13 protein-coding genes are annotated in these 14,412 nt (G+C 73.5%); 8 read left to right on the top strand and 5 right to left on the bottom strand.

The window, feature by feature from the left end:
• Nucleotides 1-17 precede the first annotated feature (17 nt).
• The 5 genes from NP075_RS10655 to NP075_RS10675 all read left to right on the top strand — a co-directional run bounded on the left by NP075_RS10655 (nucleotide 18) and on the right by NP075_RS10675 (nucleotide 4,689).
• A complete protein-coding gene (locus NP075_RS10655) occupies nucleotides 18-1,070 on the top strand; it encodes a Fic family protein (RefSeq protein ID WP_227563155.1) in 1,053 nt (350 codons plus the stop codon).
• A 268-nt stretch (nucleotides 1,071-1,338) separates the two neighbouring features.
• Nucleotides 1,339-1,902, top strand: coding sequence for a GNAT family N-acetyltransferase (locus NP075_RS10660; RefSeq protein ID WP_227563156.1), 564 nt, complete (start codon nucleotides 1,339-1,341; stop codon nucleotides 1,900-1,902).
• A 468-nt stretch (nucleotides 1,903-2,370) separates the two neighbouring features.
• A complete protein-coding gene (locus tag NP075_RS10665; RefSeq protein ID WP_207341195.1) occupies nucleotides 2,371-2,745 on the top strand; it encodes a type II toxin-antitoxin system death-on-curing family toxin in 375 nt (124 codons plus the stop codon).
• Nucleotides 2,746-2,809: 64 nt separating this feature from the next.
• Nucleotides 2,810-3,643, top strand: a complete 834-nt coding sequence (locus tag NP075_RS10670; protein WP_227563157.1) for a hypothetical protein — start codon at nucleotides 2,810-2,812, stop codon at nucleotides 3,641-3,643.
• Between the two features lie 299 nt (nucleotides 3,644-3,942).
• Nucleotides 3,943-4,689 carry a rolling circle replication-associated protein gene (locus tag NP075_RS10675; RefSeq protein WP_227563158.1) on the top strand — a complete coding sequence of 249 codons (747 nt, stop codon included), beginning with the start codon at nucleotides 3,943-3,945 and terminating at the stop codon, nucleotides 4,687-4,689.
• A gap of 188 nt (nucleotides 4,690-4,877) precedes the next feature.
• Here the strand turns inward: NP075_RS10675 and NP075_RS10680 are convergent, their stop codons facing one another.
• Nucleotides 4,878-6,281, bottom strand: coding sequence for a recombinase family protein (locus NP075_RS10680; RefSeq protein WP_227563159.1), 1,404 nt, complete (start codon nucleotides 6,279-6,281; stop codon nucleotides 4,878-4,880).
• Between the two features lie 245 nt (nucleotides 6,282-6,526).
• On the opposite strand from NP075_RS10680, the gene NP075_RS10685 reads away from it, so the two are divergent.
• Together NP075_RS10685 and NP075_RS10690 are read left to right on the top strand one after the other, a co-directional pair.
• Nucleotides 6,527-6,697, top strand: a complete 171-nt coding sequence (locus NP075_RS10685; RefSeq protein WP_207801365.1) for a hypothetical protein — start codon at nucleotides 6,527-6,529, stop codon at nucleotides 6,695-6,697.
• Nucleotides 6,698-6,702: 5 nt separating this feature from the next.
• Nucleotides 6,703-6,975 carry a hypothetical protein gene (locus NP075_RS10690; protein WP_207341194.1) on the top strand — a complete coding sequence of 91 codons (273 nt, stop codon included), beginning with the start codon at nucleotides 6,703-6,705 and terminating at the stop codon, nucleotides 6,973-6,975.
• Nucleotides 6,976-7,040: 65 nt separating this feature from the next.
• Here the strand turns inward: NP075_RS10690 and NP075_RS10695 are convergent, their stop codons facing one another.
• The 3 genes from NP075_RS10695 to NP075_RS10705 are packed head-to-tail and all read right to left on the bottom strand — an operon-like array spanning nucleotide 7,041 to nucleotide 13,127.
• The gene (locus tag NP075_RS10695) at nucleotides 7,041-10,526 is read right to left on the bottom strand and encodes an error-prone DNA polymerase (RefSeq protein ID WP_227563160.1); all 3,486 of its coding nucleotides are present in this window, start codon (nucleotides 10,524-10,526) and stop codon (nucleotides 7,041-7,043) included.
• Entirely contained in the window at nucleotides 10,519-12,216 is a 1,698-nt protein-coding gene (locus NP075_RS10700; protein ID WP_227563161.1) for a DNA polymerase Y family protein, read from the bottom strand. Before NP075_RS10700 ends, NP075_RS10695 begins: the two co-directional genes overlap by 8 nt.
• The gene (locus NP075_RS10705) at nucleotides 12,213-13,127 is read right to left on the bottom strand and encodes a hypothetical protein (RefSeq protein ID WP_227563162.1); all 915 of its coding nucleotides are present in this window, start codon (nucleotides 13,125-13,127) and stop codon (nucleotides 12,213-12,215) included. The genes NP075_RS10700 and NP075_RS10705 overlap by 4 nt, the downstream gene beginning before the upstream one ends.
• A gap of 348 nt (nucleotides 13,128-13,475) precedes the next feature.
• On the opposite strand from NP075_RS10705, the gene arfB reads away from it, so the two are divergent.
• Nucleotides 13,476-13,925: an alternative ribosome rescue aminoacyl-tRNA hydrolase ArfB gene (arfB, locus tag NP075_RS10710; protein ID WP_207341190.1), complete on the top strand. Its 450-nt coding sequence runs from the start codon at nucleotides 13,476-13,478 to the stop codon at nucleotides 13,923-13,925.
• A 54-nt stretch (nucleotides 13,926-13,979) separates the two neighbouring features.
• On the opposite strand, the gene NP075_RS10715 is transcribed toward arfB, so the two are convergent.
• Nucleotides 13,980-14,375: a hypothetical protein gene (locus NP075_RS10715; protein ID WP_227563163.1), complete on the bottom strand. Its 396-nt coding sequence runs from the start codon at nucleotides 14,373-14,375 to the stop codon at nucleotides 13,980-13,982.
• Nucleotides 14,376-14,412: the final 37 nt, after the last annotated feature.

Consider the following 14,412-nt stretch of genomic DNA (forward strand, 5'->3'; position numbering starts at 1 on the left):
TGAGACCTGGTGACAGCGTGAAGTCGTTCGAGGACCTCGACTCCCTGATCGGGTCCGTCCCGTTCGACGTCGTCGCAGACCTGCGCGTCGTGGACACGGTGCGCGGCAGCGCGGGGCTGCTGCCGGACGTCCTGCCCGGCCTCCTGTCGAGCCTGCGCGACCGCGCACGCCCCGTGAGCATCGAGTCGTCGGCCGCCCTCGACGGGATCGTCGTCCCGCGCCGACGCGCGGCGGCCGTCATCGCGGGCGACGTCGAGCGGCTGCAGGGCCGCGAGGAGCAGGAGCTCGCCGGGTGCCGCGACGCCTTCGACCACGTCGCCCGGGAGGATCGGGGACCTCTGGACGTCGACCTCGTCCTGGACGTCCACCGGCTGCTGCTCGCGCGCACCCCGATGCCGGGTGGACGGCTCCGGCGGGTCGAGAGCGTCGTCCTGGACCGCGACCCGCGCGCCGCGCGGGTCAAGCGCTTCACGCCGGTCGCGGTGGCCGATGTCCCGCAGCACCTCGACGAGCTCATCGCCCGGTACCGCGGTGCACTCACCACCGGACGCCACCACCCCGTCCTGCTCACGGGCCTGTTCGTGCTCGACCTCGTGGCGATCCGCCCCTTCACCACCGCCAACGGCCGGCTCGCGCGCGCCCTGACCCCGGGTCTGCTGCACGATGCCGGGTACGACGTCGCGCGGTACGTGTCGCTCGACGCGGCCATCGCGCGGTCGGCCGAGGCGCACGCCGCCGCACTGCTCGACTCGACCGCGGACTGGCAGGACGCCCGGCACGATCCGTGGCCGTGGCTGCGCTCGCTCGTCCGCGCACTGGCCGACTGCTCCGACGAGCTCGCGTCCCTCGTCGCCACGGCACGCAGCGGCCGGAGCAAGCAGGAGCGCGTCCGCACCTACGTGCTGCATCACGCAGGGCGCTCGTTCCGCATGAGCGATGCCCGGACCGCGCTGCCCGGGGTCTCCGACCAGACGATCCGGCTCGTCCTCGGCGAGCTGAGGAACGACGGACTGGTCGAGGTGGACGGTGTGGGCCGCAGCGCGACGTGGAGCACGGTGCGCACGCGGTAGCGCGCAGCGCAGACCTCGAGCCCTGTCGCGACGAATGCGCCCGCGGCGACCACCGCGATGAGACCCAGCGCGATCCACGCCCACGGGCGGGTTCGGGTCCGCGGAGGGAGCGGGGCGACCACCGGCTCGTACCTGCGGGTGGGGACACGAGGTGCGCGCTTCCGCTTCGGAGTGCTCCGCGCACGGCGGCACCGCGCGGATGCTCGAGGCACGAAGTCGCCAGCGCGGAGCCGTGGACGAGGTTCGGCAGTGCGCCGACACTGTCCGCATGCTCGTGCTGCCGACGCCCGCCCCGACGTTCGGTGGCGTCCGCCTGCGGGCGTTCGGACCCCGCGACGTCGGGATGGTCCAGGACCTCTCCACGGACCCGTACACGCCCCTGACCGGCACGCTGGTGGCCGATGCCACGGCCGCGCAGGCCCACGAGTGGATCGACCGGCAGCACGAACGCCTGGTCACGGGTGCCGGGTACTCGTTCTGCGTCGCCGACGCCGCCGACGACCGCGCCCTCGGGCAGGTCGGGCTGTGGCTCGCCGACATCGAGCGCGGGCGTGCGACCGCCGGGTACGGCGTCGCACCGACCGAACGCGGCCGAGGCGTCGCGGCGCGTGCTCTGACGGCGCTCACCGCGTTCGCGTGGACCATCCCCGAGCTGCACCGCATCGAGCTCTTCATCGAGCCGTGGAACGTGGCGTCCACCCGCACCGCCGAGAACGCCGGCTACGAACGCGAAGGGCTGCTGCGCAGCCGGCAGGTGATCGGCGGGCGACGGGTGGACATGCTGCTGTACTCCGCGATCCGACCATCGATCGCCGGTGCTTCAGCGCAATGACGCAGGAGACCTCGGGGCCGTGATCTCGGGGTGACGAGGGACGCGGCCGCACCCCTCGAGGTGCTGGTGACGGACGAGCTCTCTGCGATCGACCGCCACCATGCGGATGCTGCGTGCGCGTCGGCAGCAGGGTCGCCCGGCTCCGGACACACTCGACCGCAAGCACCGACCGTGAGGGACATCCGCCCTCACTGAGGCGACCAGGTGCACCTACACCCTCGCGGCATGCGTCGCTGGCGTCTGATACCGCGGCTGATACCTTGGCCGTATGGCAATGACTCTTCGACTCGACACGGCCGAGACAGAGGCCCTGAGGCGCCGCGCGGAGGTCGAGCACCGTTCGATGCAGGACGTAGCCCGTCAAGCCGTTCGCGACTACATCGAGCGCACCTCACGAGAGGACCTCATCAACGCCGTGATGGACAGCGAGCTCCCCCGTTACGCAGAGGCGCTCGAGCGACTCGGTCGATGATCTACCTCACCGCCGAAGAGCTGCTCGTCGTCGCGCGGCGCGTCGTCGGCGATCTGGTCGTGCGTGACATCGGCCTCGTGGAGTCGGCAGCCGCACGACCACGGACTCAGATCGGCGGGACCGACGCCTACCCCGACCTCCTCGCCAAGGCCGCAGCGCTCCTTCATTCACTGACCCGAAACCACGCACTTCTGGACGGGAACAAGAGGCTGGCACTCGCAGGCACGATCGTGTTCCTCGGCGTCAACGGCACACGACTCGTCGCCACGAACGACGACGCCTACGACCTCATCATGGATGTCGCTGCCGGCCGGGTGGACGACGTCGAGAGCATCCGCGAGCGCCTCGCACACCTCACCGAAGCCTGGTGAGCGCAGCAGCACCGACTCTGCCAAGGCCGCTAGTCGCTAATCCACCCTGGTGCACACTAGCGGGATGGACGATCAGGATGCTGGCAATGAAGGCGGCAACCCGTGGACGCGGGCGACAATAGAAGGAGTCGCGAGCGCCGCCGGTGCTCTGGTGGGCTCCGTCGGATTCGGCCCTACGGCTGGTGTTGTGGGCGCACTCGTCCCGCCGTATGCGCTAGCAGCCCTCGATACGTTTGGCGCCCGGTGGAGTTCGCACCGGAAGGCAAATGCGGCGCAGGTACTGATAGGCGCGGCCGACAAAATGGGCAGTATCGAGAATGTGCTACTAGCGTGCGAATCGCCAGCGAAGGAGATCCTTACGGGCATTGCCCTAAACGCAGGCGCCAGCACGGCAATGCAGGGCAAGATCCGCGCGCTCGGGATGGTGCTTGGCAGGGCGCTCAAATCGGACGACGACGCGCTCGTGGACGAAAGTGCGCTGATGGTCGCCGCGCTCGCGGACGTCGAGGTGCCGCACGTTCGGCTGCTGGACACCATGGCGAGGCCGTTTAACGCAAAGTACCCCCCGAACGATCCAGAGGGCTGGAGCTTCATCGGGCGGTTCGCGCCGAAGTGGGAGCGAAGGAGGCTCGACTGGAAACTTCCGCAATATGGCGTTGCCATGGACGGGGTACTCGCGGCGCTCGAAAGGCACGGACTGATCGCGGAGGTCGCGACGGACGTAAAGGGCTACTTGGAGGACCAGGAAAGGCGCGCGAAGAACGCGCTCTATCCAATAGGAGCGACGAACCCCGCACCTAGTTGGAAGGTCACAGAATTTGGAGCCTCCCTCCTTGCGGTTCTCTACGAGGCCGGAGAGCCTTGCGTCGGCCAAGACGCCGGAGGCGGCGCCTCTTGACTTGAAGTAGCAACGTAACTCGGGAGGCGACCAGAGGGGTTCGAGGGCAAGGGACGCAGCGCCCGCAGCCCGCTCTGCGGGCGAGGACGAACGGTCCCGCGGCAGCGCCTCCGAACGGGTGACCTCGTTGAGGTGAGTCGCACGCCTGTGGTTTGGTGCTGGCACTGCGTCCTGGGAACACAACGAGACACGCCAGCGACGGGTTGGTCAGGGTCGCCCCGGGAGCCCTGCCGATCAGCCCGACGTACACACATGAGACGAGAACGCGCGCAGCGTCCCTGTCGTCTCGTGTGCGCGGAGTGGTCTCGTTGTTCTCCCCTACCGGTTGGTCGTTCTCGCTGTACCCGGATGCTGCCGAGGGCGGCGGCACCGTCCTCACACCTTCACGTCGCGCTCAGGCGCGTGTCGCGCCTGGTGAGGCGGCCGATCCATCCCGCGCTGCACGTGAGGCGGGACGTCGCGCGCGCGGGAAGTTGCGCCGCTACTGCGCCGCCAACCGCCTGAACAGGCTCGGGACGCTGACCTACCGCGGCGAGGGTTGCCACGACGCTCGTGTCGTACGGGAGCATGTCGGGGAGTTCTTCCGCGCCCTACGGGCCGGACTCGACGGCGAGCGGCTGGCCTATGTGTGGGTGCCGGAGTGGCACAAGTCCGGTCATGGCCTGCACGTGCACTTCGCTGTCGGTCGGTACGTCCCGCGGGCGCTGATCGATGAGGCGTGGGGTCGCGGGTTCGTCCACATCAAGCTGCTCGGCGGCATGCCCGTCGGGTCCGGGCCTCGTGAGGAAGCCCGCCGCGCGGCGGGGTACCTGTCGAAGTACGTCGCCAAGACCTTCGACGACCCCACCACCCGGGTGCTCGGGCTGCACCGGTACGACGTGGCCCAGGGCTTCCAGCCGCCGAAGGTGACGATCCACGGCCGCACGCTCGATGACGTGCTCGACCAGGCCTGCGCCGCGATGGGCGCCGACCCCGAACGGCTCTGGTGGTCCGGGGATGTCCCCGACTGGGACCGGCCTCCGGCGGTGTGGGCACAGTGGCGCTGACGTCACCGATCGACCCGGCGGTGGTCGCAGAGTGGGTGCGTGCCACGACCGCCGCACAGGGTGTGCCGGAGAAGGTCACCGATACGACGGTGCTCGCTGACGTGGCGTTCAGGCTCGCCACGGGGAACGGGCCGAGGCGCGCGCACGGCGCGCCAGCGCCGAGCACGCCGCTGCCCGCGCCCGCGGCGTCAGGCCCGCCAGTCCGGGACCAGTCGCCCGGGATCGAACCCGCGCCGGCCCCGCTGCGTAGCCGGCAGTACCGTCGCGCCGGCTAGCACCGCCTTGACCACGGCCACCTGCCGCGACAGGTCCAGCCCGTCCCACGCTTCACGCAGCTCTGCACCGCGTCCGGCGTACTCGACGACCTGATCGCGTCCGTTCGCCGCCGCGAGCGCGCGCCGGTTCGCGTCCAGGCGCGGGGTGATCTGGTCGCGAACCCGCTTCATCCCGAGCCGGTCGATCTCCCCGGCGGCGAACATGTCAGCCAGGTCCAGCAGTCGCCGCTCGTCCTCCTGCACCTTCGCAGCCAGCGCCGCGACCTCCGCGTCGTCGTGCTCGTTGCCGGTCAGGGCGTCGTGCATCTGCGGGCTGTCGAGCCGGTGCAGCACGGCCGCTGCGACGAACCGCTCGAGCGGGTCGGCCACGACGTAGACACCGCCGCACCCGCGCTGGTCCGGGCCGGTGCGGCAGGCGTACCGCCGCACGCCTTCCCGCGGTGCCGAGACCATCCGGGCTCCACACTTGCCGCACGTCAGCATGCCCGAGAGCAGGTACCGCCGTGCCGTGCGGTTCGTGCGCCGGGCCGGGTCCAGCAGCAGCCGTCGCAGCCGCTCGCCTTGCTCGGGCGTCAGGATCGGCTCCCACGTCCCGGCACCGATCACCTGGTCCTGATGCACCCGCATCCCCCACATCCGCGGGTTGGTCACGATCTGCCGCACTGATAGAGGGCGCCAGTCCGCTCCGGAGACCGTGGGTACTCCGGTCTCCTCGATCCACCTGGTGACCGAGTTCAGGCTCTCCCCGGCCAACAGCCGCGCGGCGGCCTCGCGCACCACACCGGCCTCGGTCGGCTCGTGCGCGATCCGGTCCTCCGCGAACCCGAACGGCCGCCGCCCGCCCATCGTCGGGCGCCCTGTCTCAGCGATCTCCAGCGCCTTGCGCTTGAGCCGCCGCGACTTCGACGCCGACTCGTTCGCCGCCACCGCCGCCAGCAGCCGCGCCATGAGCAGCCCATCCCCGTTCGCCAGGTCCACCTCGCCCGAGAGCGTCACGACGTCCCGCACCCCGGCCCGTTCGCACACGGTCACGAACTGCTCCAGCTCGATGGGCCGACGGTGCAGCCGGTCCATGTGCCACACCACCACCGCGTCACGTCGACCCTCGGTGATGTCCCGCAGCAGCCGCTCGTACGCAGGTCGCCGCTTCCCCGAGTACGCCGACACGTCGTCGTCCACGTACTCCTCAGCCACGGTCCACCCGCGCCGCTCGGCCTCCGCGCGGCAGTCCAGCAACTGCCGGGTCACCCCGGCCTCGTCGCCGCTGCGGTCCTGGGAGATCCGGGCGTACAGCGCCACTGCTCGCCTCGTCGTCATGAGGGCACACTAGCGACTAGTGGGCAAGGCGATACCGGTGTGTCCCGCGGGCAGGGCTGCTCGCTCGACAGCACCCTGAGCCCCGGACGCGGTCGCGAATGGGGCAGCTGTCCGACCCGCAGCCGGTCCAGCGCGCAGAGGTCGTCGCATGCTTGCCCACGGAACACGTCGCAAAGCTCACTTGTCGAGGTGGACAACGAGCTGATCGTGCTCCACAGCGCCTTTCGCCACGGTGTCCCGGAGGGATGAGGCACGCGCTGGAGAACCACGTCGACCTGTTCGACGTGGGCGACGGGATGACGATGGTCATCGGTCCGGACCACAGCGGTGGTCTCATCGAGGTCGGTGTCGTCGAGCGGTACGGCGACCTCCACGTGGTGCACGCGATGCCCGCTCGCTCGACGTTCCTGAGGTGATGCCCATGCCCCGCTCCTTGGAGGAGATCGTGGCTCAGGCCGACGACCTGGCCGACACGTTCGAGGAGTACGAGCCGCGCCCGGAGGACCGGGACACCGTCTCGCCGGTCACGCAGATGCGGCTCGCTGCGCTCAAGCGCGCAGCTGCCGAGCGTGAGATCGCGGAGGCCGTCGCCGCGGCGCGGGAGTCGCACACCCCGTGGAAGGTCATCGGCGCCGCGGTCGGCACGAGCGGCGAGGCCGCACGGCAACGGTACGGACGGAAGCACGCCTCCTGACAGGATCCGCTCGACGCTGACTGGATCAGCTCGACGCAGGGCGGTCACCGGCCGCAGGCGCGGTCCTACTGGAAGTCCCGCGACCTGCTCCGCACCTTCAACGACAACGGACTGAGGTGCTCCGCGACGAGGTTGGTCGCCCCGTCCGCCTTCTCCAGCCGCCCCCGCACGACCATCGCCTTCGCCGTCCGGGCCGTCCGCCGGAACCTCTGCCACAGCCCGGCGGAGCACACGATGTTGAGCAGCCCGGTCTCGTCCTCCAGGGACAGGAAGGTCACTCCCCCGGCTGTGCCCGGGCGTTGGCGGTGCGTGACGACGCCGGCGACGGCGATGCGGCGGCCCTCCTCGGTGCGGAACGCCTGCTCGACGCGCAGCACACCGGCCTCGTCCAGACCCTCGCGGACGAACTGCGTCGGGTAGGAGTCGACCGACACCCCCGTCGCCCACACGTCGGCGGTCGCGACCTCGACGTCCGACAGCCCCGGCAGCGTCGGGGCCTTCACACCGACGGCCACCCCGGGCAGCGTGTCCGGTCCCTCCTGCGCGAGCGCACCCGCTGCCCACAGCCCCGCCCGCCGGTCCACCCCGAGGGAGTCCAGCGCACCGGCCGTCGCGAGCGCCTCGAGCTGCGCGGTGGTGAGCTGCACACGCTGCACCAGGTCGTGCAGGTCGGCGAACGGGCCGCGCGCGGTGCGCGCGTCGACGAGGGCACGCGCGACGTCCTCGCCGATGGTCCGCACCTGCGTCAGCCCCTGCCGCACCGCCAGCGAGCGCACCGACCCCTCGCCCGTGCGCACCCCCACGGGCCGGGTCGGACCGGTGCCGCTGGGCTGCGCCACCAGGCGCGGCTCACCGCCGGGCGGTGTCGGGCCCACCCGCTCGACGACCGCCAGCACGTCGGACGCCTGCACGTCCGGGCGCAGCACCTCGATGCCGTGTCGGCGCGCGTCGGCGGCGAGCGACTGCGGCGAGTAGAAGCCCATGGGCTGCGCCGCGAGCAGCCCCGCGTAGAACGCGGCCGGGTGGTGGACCTTGAGCCACGAGCTCGCGTACACGAGGAAGGCGAACGAGTACGCGTGCGACTCGGGGAACCCGAAGTCCGCGAACGCCTTGAGCTTGTCGAAGATCTCCTCGCGGACCTTCGGTCCGATGCCCTTGGCGGCCATGCCGTCCATGAGCCGCGCCCGCATCGCCTCCATGCGCTCGACGGACCGTTTCGAGCCCATCGCGCGGCGCAGCTGGTCGGCCTCGGCGGGCGTGAAGTCCGCGACGTCGATGGCCATCTGCATGAGCTGCTCCTGGAACAGCGGCACACCGAGGGTCTTGCTCAGCGACTTCTCCAGCGACGGGTGCAGGTACGTGACCTTCTGCCGGCCCTGGGCCCGCTCGATGTACGGGTGCACCGACCCGCCCTGGATCGGCCCGGGCCGGATGAGCGCGACCTCCACGACGATGTCGTAGAACTTCTGCGGCCGCAGCCGCGGCAGCGTCCCCATCTGCGCGCGCGACTCCACCTGGAACACACCCACGGTGTCGGCGGCGGACAGCAGCTCGTACACCGCCGGGTCCTCGTGCGGCAGCCCGTGCAGGTCGAGCGCGACGCCCTCGTGCTTCTGCACCTCGGTGAACGCCAGCCGCAGCGCCGTGAGCATGCCCAGGCCCAGCAGGTCGAACTTCACCAGCCCCGCGTCGGCGCAGTCCTCCTTGTCCCACTGCAGGACCGTGCGCCCCTCCATGCGCGCCCACTCCACGGGGCACACCTCGATGACGGGCCGGTCGCACATCACCATGCCGCCGGAGTGGATGCCCAGGTGCCGCGGCAGGCGCAGGAACCGCTCGGCCAGGTCGATGACGTGTTCGGGGATGTCCTCGGTGTCCGCGGCGGACGGCGGCAGGTGCGCCGGGACGACGTCATGGTTGTCGGCGGTCGGACGTCCCGGCGTCTCCGGCGCCACCGGCCCCGACCGCGTGAGCGTCCACCACGGGCTCGGCTTCTCCTGCCCGCGCAGGCTCCCCCACCGCTCGATCGACGAGCTCCACGCGTCCTGCTGCCCCACGTCGTACCCCAGGGCGCGCGCGGCGTCGCGCACCGCCGAGCGCGGCCGGTAGGAGATGACGTTGGCGACCTGCGCGGCGTGCGACCGGCCGTGCATGGCGTAGACGTGCTGGATGACCTCCTCGCGGCGCGCGGACTCGATGTCGACGTCGATGTCCGGTGGGCCGTCGCGCTCGGGCGCCAGGAACCGCTCGAACAGCAGACCGTGCTTCACGGGGTCCACCGCGGTGACGCGCAGCACGTAGCAGACCGCCGAGTTGGCGGCCGAGCCGCGCCCCTGCGCCATGATCCCGTTGCGGCGGCAGAAGTCGACCAGCTCGTAGACCACCAGGAAGTAGCCGCAGAACCCCAGGTCCTCGATGACGCGCAGCTCGTGCGCGAGCTGCGCGTACGCGCCGGGCACGCGCTCGGCCTCGGGCGGCCCGTACAGGTCCAGCGCGCCGCGTCGCACGAGCTCGCGCAGCCACGTCGCCTCGGTGTGCCCGTCCGGCACCGGGTACGGCGGCAGGCTCGGGGCGACGAGCGACAGGTCGAACGCGCACTCGGCGGCCAGGTCCGCCGCCGTGGCCACCGCGCTCGGGTGCCGGCGGTGCAGGTAGAGCATCTCGGCGGCCGAGCGCAGGTGCGCGACGGGCGCACCGGGCAGCCACCCGTCCAGGTCGTCGAGCGAGGACCGCGAGCGCACGGCCGCGAGCGCCTGGGCGAGGTCCGCGTCGCGCTCGGTGGCGTAGTGCACGTTGCCGGTCGCCACCAGCGGCAGGTGCGCCTCGCTCGCGAGCGTGGCGAGCGCGTCGGCGCGGTCGGTGTCGTACGCGTCACCGTGCATCGTCGTCTCGACGGCCACGTTGTCCCGCCCGAACAGCGCGACGAGCCGGTCCAGCTCGACGCGCGCCGCCTCGAGCCCGCCGCGCGCGACACCGAGGACCCCCGACGGGTCCCCACCGGCCAGCGCCCGCCGGACGGCACCCTTGCGGCACCCCGTCAGCACCAGCCACTGCCCCGCGGCGGCCTCGGCCAGCTCCTCGAGGTGGTACTCGGCGGCGCCCTTGCGGCCCGTGCGCAGGTGCCCCTCGGCGATCGCCCGTGACAGGGCGCGGTACCCGTCGGGCCCGCGGGCCAGCACCTGCAGGTGGCTCGCGCGCGGGTCGGGGACGCCCGTGGGCGCGTCGAGCACCGGCGGGCCGGGCGTCGGGCGCTTCTCGCGCGGGTGGCGGCGCGGGTCGGGCGCGGGCAGGTGCAGCTCGGCACCGAACACCGTGGGCAACCCCACCGCCCGCGCGGCCTGCGCGAACCGCACCACGCCGTAGAGCCCGTCATGATCGGTCAGCGCCAGCGCGCTCTGGCCCAGCCGGGCGGCCTCGGCGGCGAGCTCCTCGGGCTGGCTCGCCCCGTCGAGGAAGCTGAAGGCCGAGTGCGCGTGCAGCTCGGCGTAGCGCGGCGGCCAGTCCGTGCGGGCCTCGTGCACGACGCGTCCGCGGACGCGGTGCTCAGTCATAGTCGGCCTCGCAGGTCCACACCCCGTCGGTGTGCGTGAGCAGCACCGCACCGCCGTCGTCGAACGCGACCTGCAGGTGGGCGCGCACCTGCGGCGCGGTACCCGGGTGGGCCCACCAGCGGTCGGACAGCAGCCAGGGCCCGGCCCACCCGGCGACGGCCCGGCCGCCGTCGTCGACGTCGGTCCGCACGGCACGCACGCTGCCGGGCGGTCCGCTCAGCCGGCCGCGCCGGTCGATCCGTACGGGCGTCCCGCCGACGTCCCGCACCTCGACGCGCACGGGCTCCGTCAGCACGGTCGCGGGCGCCGGGTCCGGCAGACGCCCCGGCCAGGGCCGGTCGAGCGGGCGCGGCGGGTCGCTCTGCTCGCCCCAGGGCCGCACGTGCACCTGGTCGTGCACGTCCCGCCCGCCCTGCAGGGTCACCGTGAGGACACCCTGCCCCCCGACGATGCTCTGCGCACGCTCCAGCGCCCGGTGCGCACGCAGGTCACCGCCCGACGGGCCACCCCACAGCTGTGTGGCCTCGGCCCCCGCGGGGGCGACGTCGAGCGCGGTGAGCGTGAGGCGGACCAGCGCGACGGGCGCGAGGTCGTCCTCGTCGCCGGGCGCGCGCACGTCGACCGGCCGGTCACCGGACCCGACGCCCCGCTCCCGCTCCCAGGCCTCGCGCCGCCGGTCCCGGGCCGTGGCGACGGCCGACGCGGTGAGCCACCCGTCGAGCTGCCAGCGGATCCGGTCGGTGATGCGCGCGGCCGCGAGCGCACCCCACCCGCCCAGGTCGGTGCGCCACGTGCGCACCAGCTCCGTGCCCTCGTCGGTGCGGGCCGTGATCTGCAGGCGCCCGCACGTCACGGACCGGGCGACGAGGTCGGCGTGCAGCTGCTCGGCCAGGCGCCGCCCGGCGAACGTCGCGGTGTCGACACGGTCGACCGGTGGGTCCAGGTCGGCGGTGACCTCGAGGTCGGCCTCGGGCCGGCGACGCGCCGGCGGACGCTCGTCGAGGCCGCGCGCGAGCGTGCGCGCCCACGTGCCGAGGCGGCCGAACCGCGCGTGCACGTCGGGTGCCGGCAGCGCCGCGAACGCGCCGAGCGTGCGCAGGCCCAGGCGGTGCAGCAGGTCGACCAGCCGCATGACCTCGGCGGCCTGCTCCGGCGTGGTGGTCGCGTGCACGAGCTCGGTGACGCCGTGCGGTGCGAGGAACACCGCCGACACCCCGGGCTCGACGACGGCCCCGGTGCGCGCGGCCAGCACGGCGGCGAGCAGCCCGTCGGCCGTCCCGACGCCGCACTCGTGGCCCGTGGCGCGGGCGACCGCGTCGACGATCCGCTCCGCGAGCGCCTCCTCCGACCCGTGGTACCGCGACGCACCGCCGGCGGGCAGCAGGAGCAGGCCGGGACGCGCGACCTCGACGCCGGCGACCACCGTCTCGGTCGCCGCGGCGACCGGCTCGAACAGCCGCACGTCGCGCGCGTCGTCCGCGGGCAGCAGCACCAGCTCGGGGCTCACCCCCTGCGCCTGGCGGCGTCGCATCCCCCGGCGCACCCCGTCGGCGCGGGCGAGCGCCGACACGGCGGTGACCCGTCGCCCGTCGTGCACGGCGGCAGGCAGGTCGAGGGGAACCTCGTCGGCGGCCATCGCCGCGACCACGGGCCAGTCGGGCACCCACACCACCGTCGTCCGCGTGCTCATCCGACGAGCCGCAACCCGCCGGCCGTCCGGGGACGGCGGCGCTCGGGACCCGGCGGCACGTGCTCACCGGGCGGGGCGAACGGCAGCACCACGTCGGCCGACGTGGGGACGGCGGCGCTGCCGCGCCCGGTGCGGCGCACCTGCACCTCGCAGGTGCGCAGTCGCCCGTCGCCCTCACCGACACCCGACCAGCGGACGGGCCCGGCGTCCAGGACGACGGCGGCACCGGGCCACGGCACGGTCGTCACCAGCGCGGCCCCACGCTCGCGTGCACGTGCGGACAGGCGGCGACGGTCGGCTTCGGCGAGGGGGGTGTCGGGGCCGACGAGCACGACGTCGATCCCGTCGACCAGCGCGGCCAGCACGAGGGCGGCGTCGGCCCCGGGGTCCGGGACGAGCGCGAACCGCGCGAGGTCGACCCCGGCCTGCGCGGCCGCCAGCAGGCCGAGTCGCGGCTGCCCGACGGCCACGGCCCACGCCCCCGACGCGCAGGCGTGCGCGAGCACGCCGAGCGCCAGCGACGTGGACCCGAGCACCGAGGTCGTCGCTCCGCGGCGCAGCCCGTCGGGCAGGAGCCCGGCCAGCGGCGGGGGCACGGGCAGCGGCGGACGCTCGCTGGTGAGCAGCGACGTGCGCCGGTAGCCGGGCTCAGGCACCGGCTCGTCGTGCCGCGGGGCGACCGGCGAGGTGACGGACGAAGCGACCGGTGCCGCCGCGTGCACCGTCGCCGGACCGCCGGGCACGCTGTCGCGTCGGACGTCGTGCACCGCACCGGGCGAGGCGTCCTGCGCCCCGCCCGCCACCACCCCGGGGGCGCCGGTCAGCACCGTGCGCGCACCGGTGCGCCGCTCCGCGGCCACCAGCGCGGCGCGCGCGCGTGCCGCGCGCTCCACGGTGCTCGTCCCTGCCACGTCAGCTCCCTCGTGCGACCCGCCGCCGCGCCCCCTCGCCGTCACGGGCAGGACACGCCACGGTGCGTTACGGACATCCGCGCCGTCCCGCATCATCGAACACATGTTCGATGATGCCAGTAGACGCTGACACCTCGAGGGGTGTCAATCCGCTGCCGGGAGGGTGGGCCGACAGCAACGGCGCCGCCCCGCACGTCGCCCGATCACCGCCGATGGCCACACGACCGATGGCATCCTGCGCCTCGTCACGGTCCGGCCGGCGGCCCTGCTGCGCGCCGAGACCGCCGCGGCGGAGGACTGACCGCGCCGGGAGTCCGCACCGCCCCGACGAGAGGCGAGGATGGGACCATGACCGACCCGCCGTCCGCCGGGCTGCGGGTGACCCCCGCCCTCGTGGTACCCGACGCTGAGCTGCAGTGGCGGTTCTCACGCTCGTCGGGCCCCGGCGGCCAGAGCGTCAACACCACCGACTCGCGCGTCGAGCTGTCGTGGGACGTCGCGACCTCCACGGTGCTGACCCCGGACCAACGGGCGCGCGCGCTGGAGCGTCTCGCGTCGCGGCTCGTGGGCGGCGTGCTCACCGTCGTCGCCTCCGAGCACCGCTCCCAGCTGCGCAACCGCGACGCGGCCCGGGCACGCCTGGCCGCGCTCGTCGCCGACGCCCTCGCCCCGCCCGGGCCGGCGCGACGGGCGACGCGACCGACGCGCGGATCACAGCGGCGGCGCCTCGAGGCGAAGCAGCAGCGGGCGTCGGTCAAGCGCGACCGTCGCCGCCCCGGTCGCGGGGACGTGGGCTGAGGGCAGCACGTGCGCCCACGTCGCGCCGCCCCGACCAGGACGGCCGGACCGCCCTCAGGCCACCTCGGACGCCCGACCACTCACGCGGCGCACGGCCAGCGCGACGAGCGCGATCCCCGCCCCGGTCAGGAGCAGGTGCTCCAGGACCGTCGGGTCGCGGGTCAGGTCCTGCGGCCCGGTCGAGGCGAGACGGACCACGAGGTACCACTGGACGACGGCGATGCCGTACCAGGCGGCGCCGAGCGCGGCCGTCGTCGCCAGCCACGTCGCCGTGACGTCGCCTCGCGCACCCGCGCGCAGAACCCCCCGCCACCGGCGCCGCTGGACCAGGTGGACGACGAGGAGGACGGCGCCGATCACGAGCAGCAGCCGCTCCAGCTCCGTGGCCTGGCGTGCGCTCACCATCACCATCAGCCGGTTGTACGTCAGGACGCCCTGGACGACCGCCACGAGCCAACCCCCGAGGGCCAGGCAGGCTCCGACGAGG

The sequence above is a fragment of the Cellulomonas wangsupingiae genome (assembly GCF_024508275.1).
Lineage (GTDB): Bacteria > Actinomycetota > Actinomycetes > Actinomycetales > Cellulomonadaceae > Cellulomonas > Cellulomonas wangsupingiae.

Excerpts from the sequence above, each read along its gene's own strand:
- NP075_RS10660 (WP_227563156.1), top strand. The coding sequence starts at position 1,339 with ATGCTCGTGCTGCCGACGCCCGCCCCGACGTTCGGTGGCGTCCGCCTG.
- NP075_RS10665 (WP_207341195.1), top strand. The coding sequence starts at position 2,371 with ATGATCTACCTCACCGCCGAAGAGCTGCTCGTCGTCGCGCGGCGCGTC.
- NP075_RS10670 (WP_227563157.1), top strand. The coding sequence starts at position 2,810 with ATGGACGATCAGGATGCTGGCAATGAAGGCGGCAACCCGTGGACGCGG.
- NP075_RS10680 (WP_227563159.1), bottom strand. The coding sequence starts at position 6,281 with ATGACGACGAGGCGAGCAGTGGCGCTGTACGCCCGGATCTCCCAGGAC.
- NP075_RS10685 (WP_207801365.1), top strand. The coding sequence starts at position 6,527 with ATGAGGCACGCGCTGGAGAACCACGTCGACCTGTTCGACGTGGGCGAC.
- NP075_RS10690 (WP_207341194.1), top strand. The coding sequence starts at position 6,703 with ATGCCCCGCTCCTTGGAGGAGATCGTGGCTCAGGCCGACGACCTGGCC.
- NP075_RS10695 (WP_227563160.1), bottom strand. The coding sequence starts at position 10,526 with ATGACTGAGCACCGCGTCCGCGGACGCGTCGTGCACGAGGCCCGCACG.
- NP075_RS10700 (WP_227563161.1), bottom strand. The coding sequence starts at position 12,216 with ATGAGCACGCGGACGACGGTGGTGTGGGTGCCCGACTGGCCCGTGGTC.
- arfB (WP_207341190.1), top strand. The coding sequence starts at position 13,476 with ATGACCGACCCGCCGTCCGCCGGGCTGCGGGTGACCCCCGCCCTCGTG.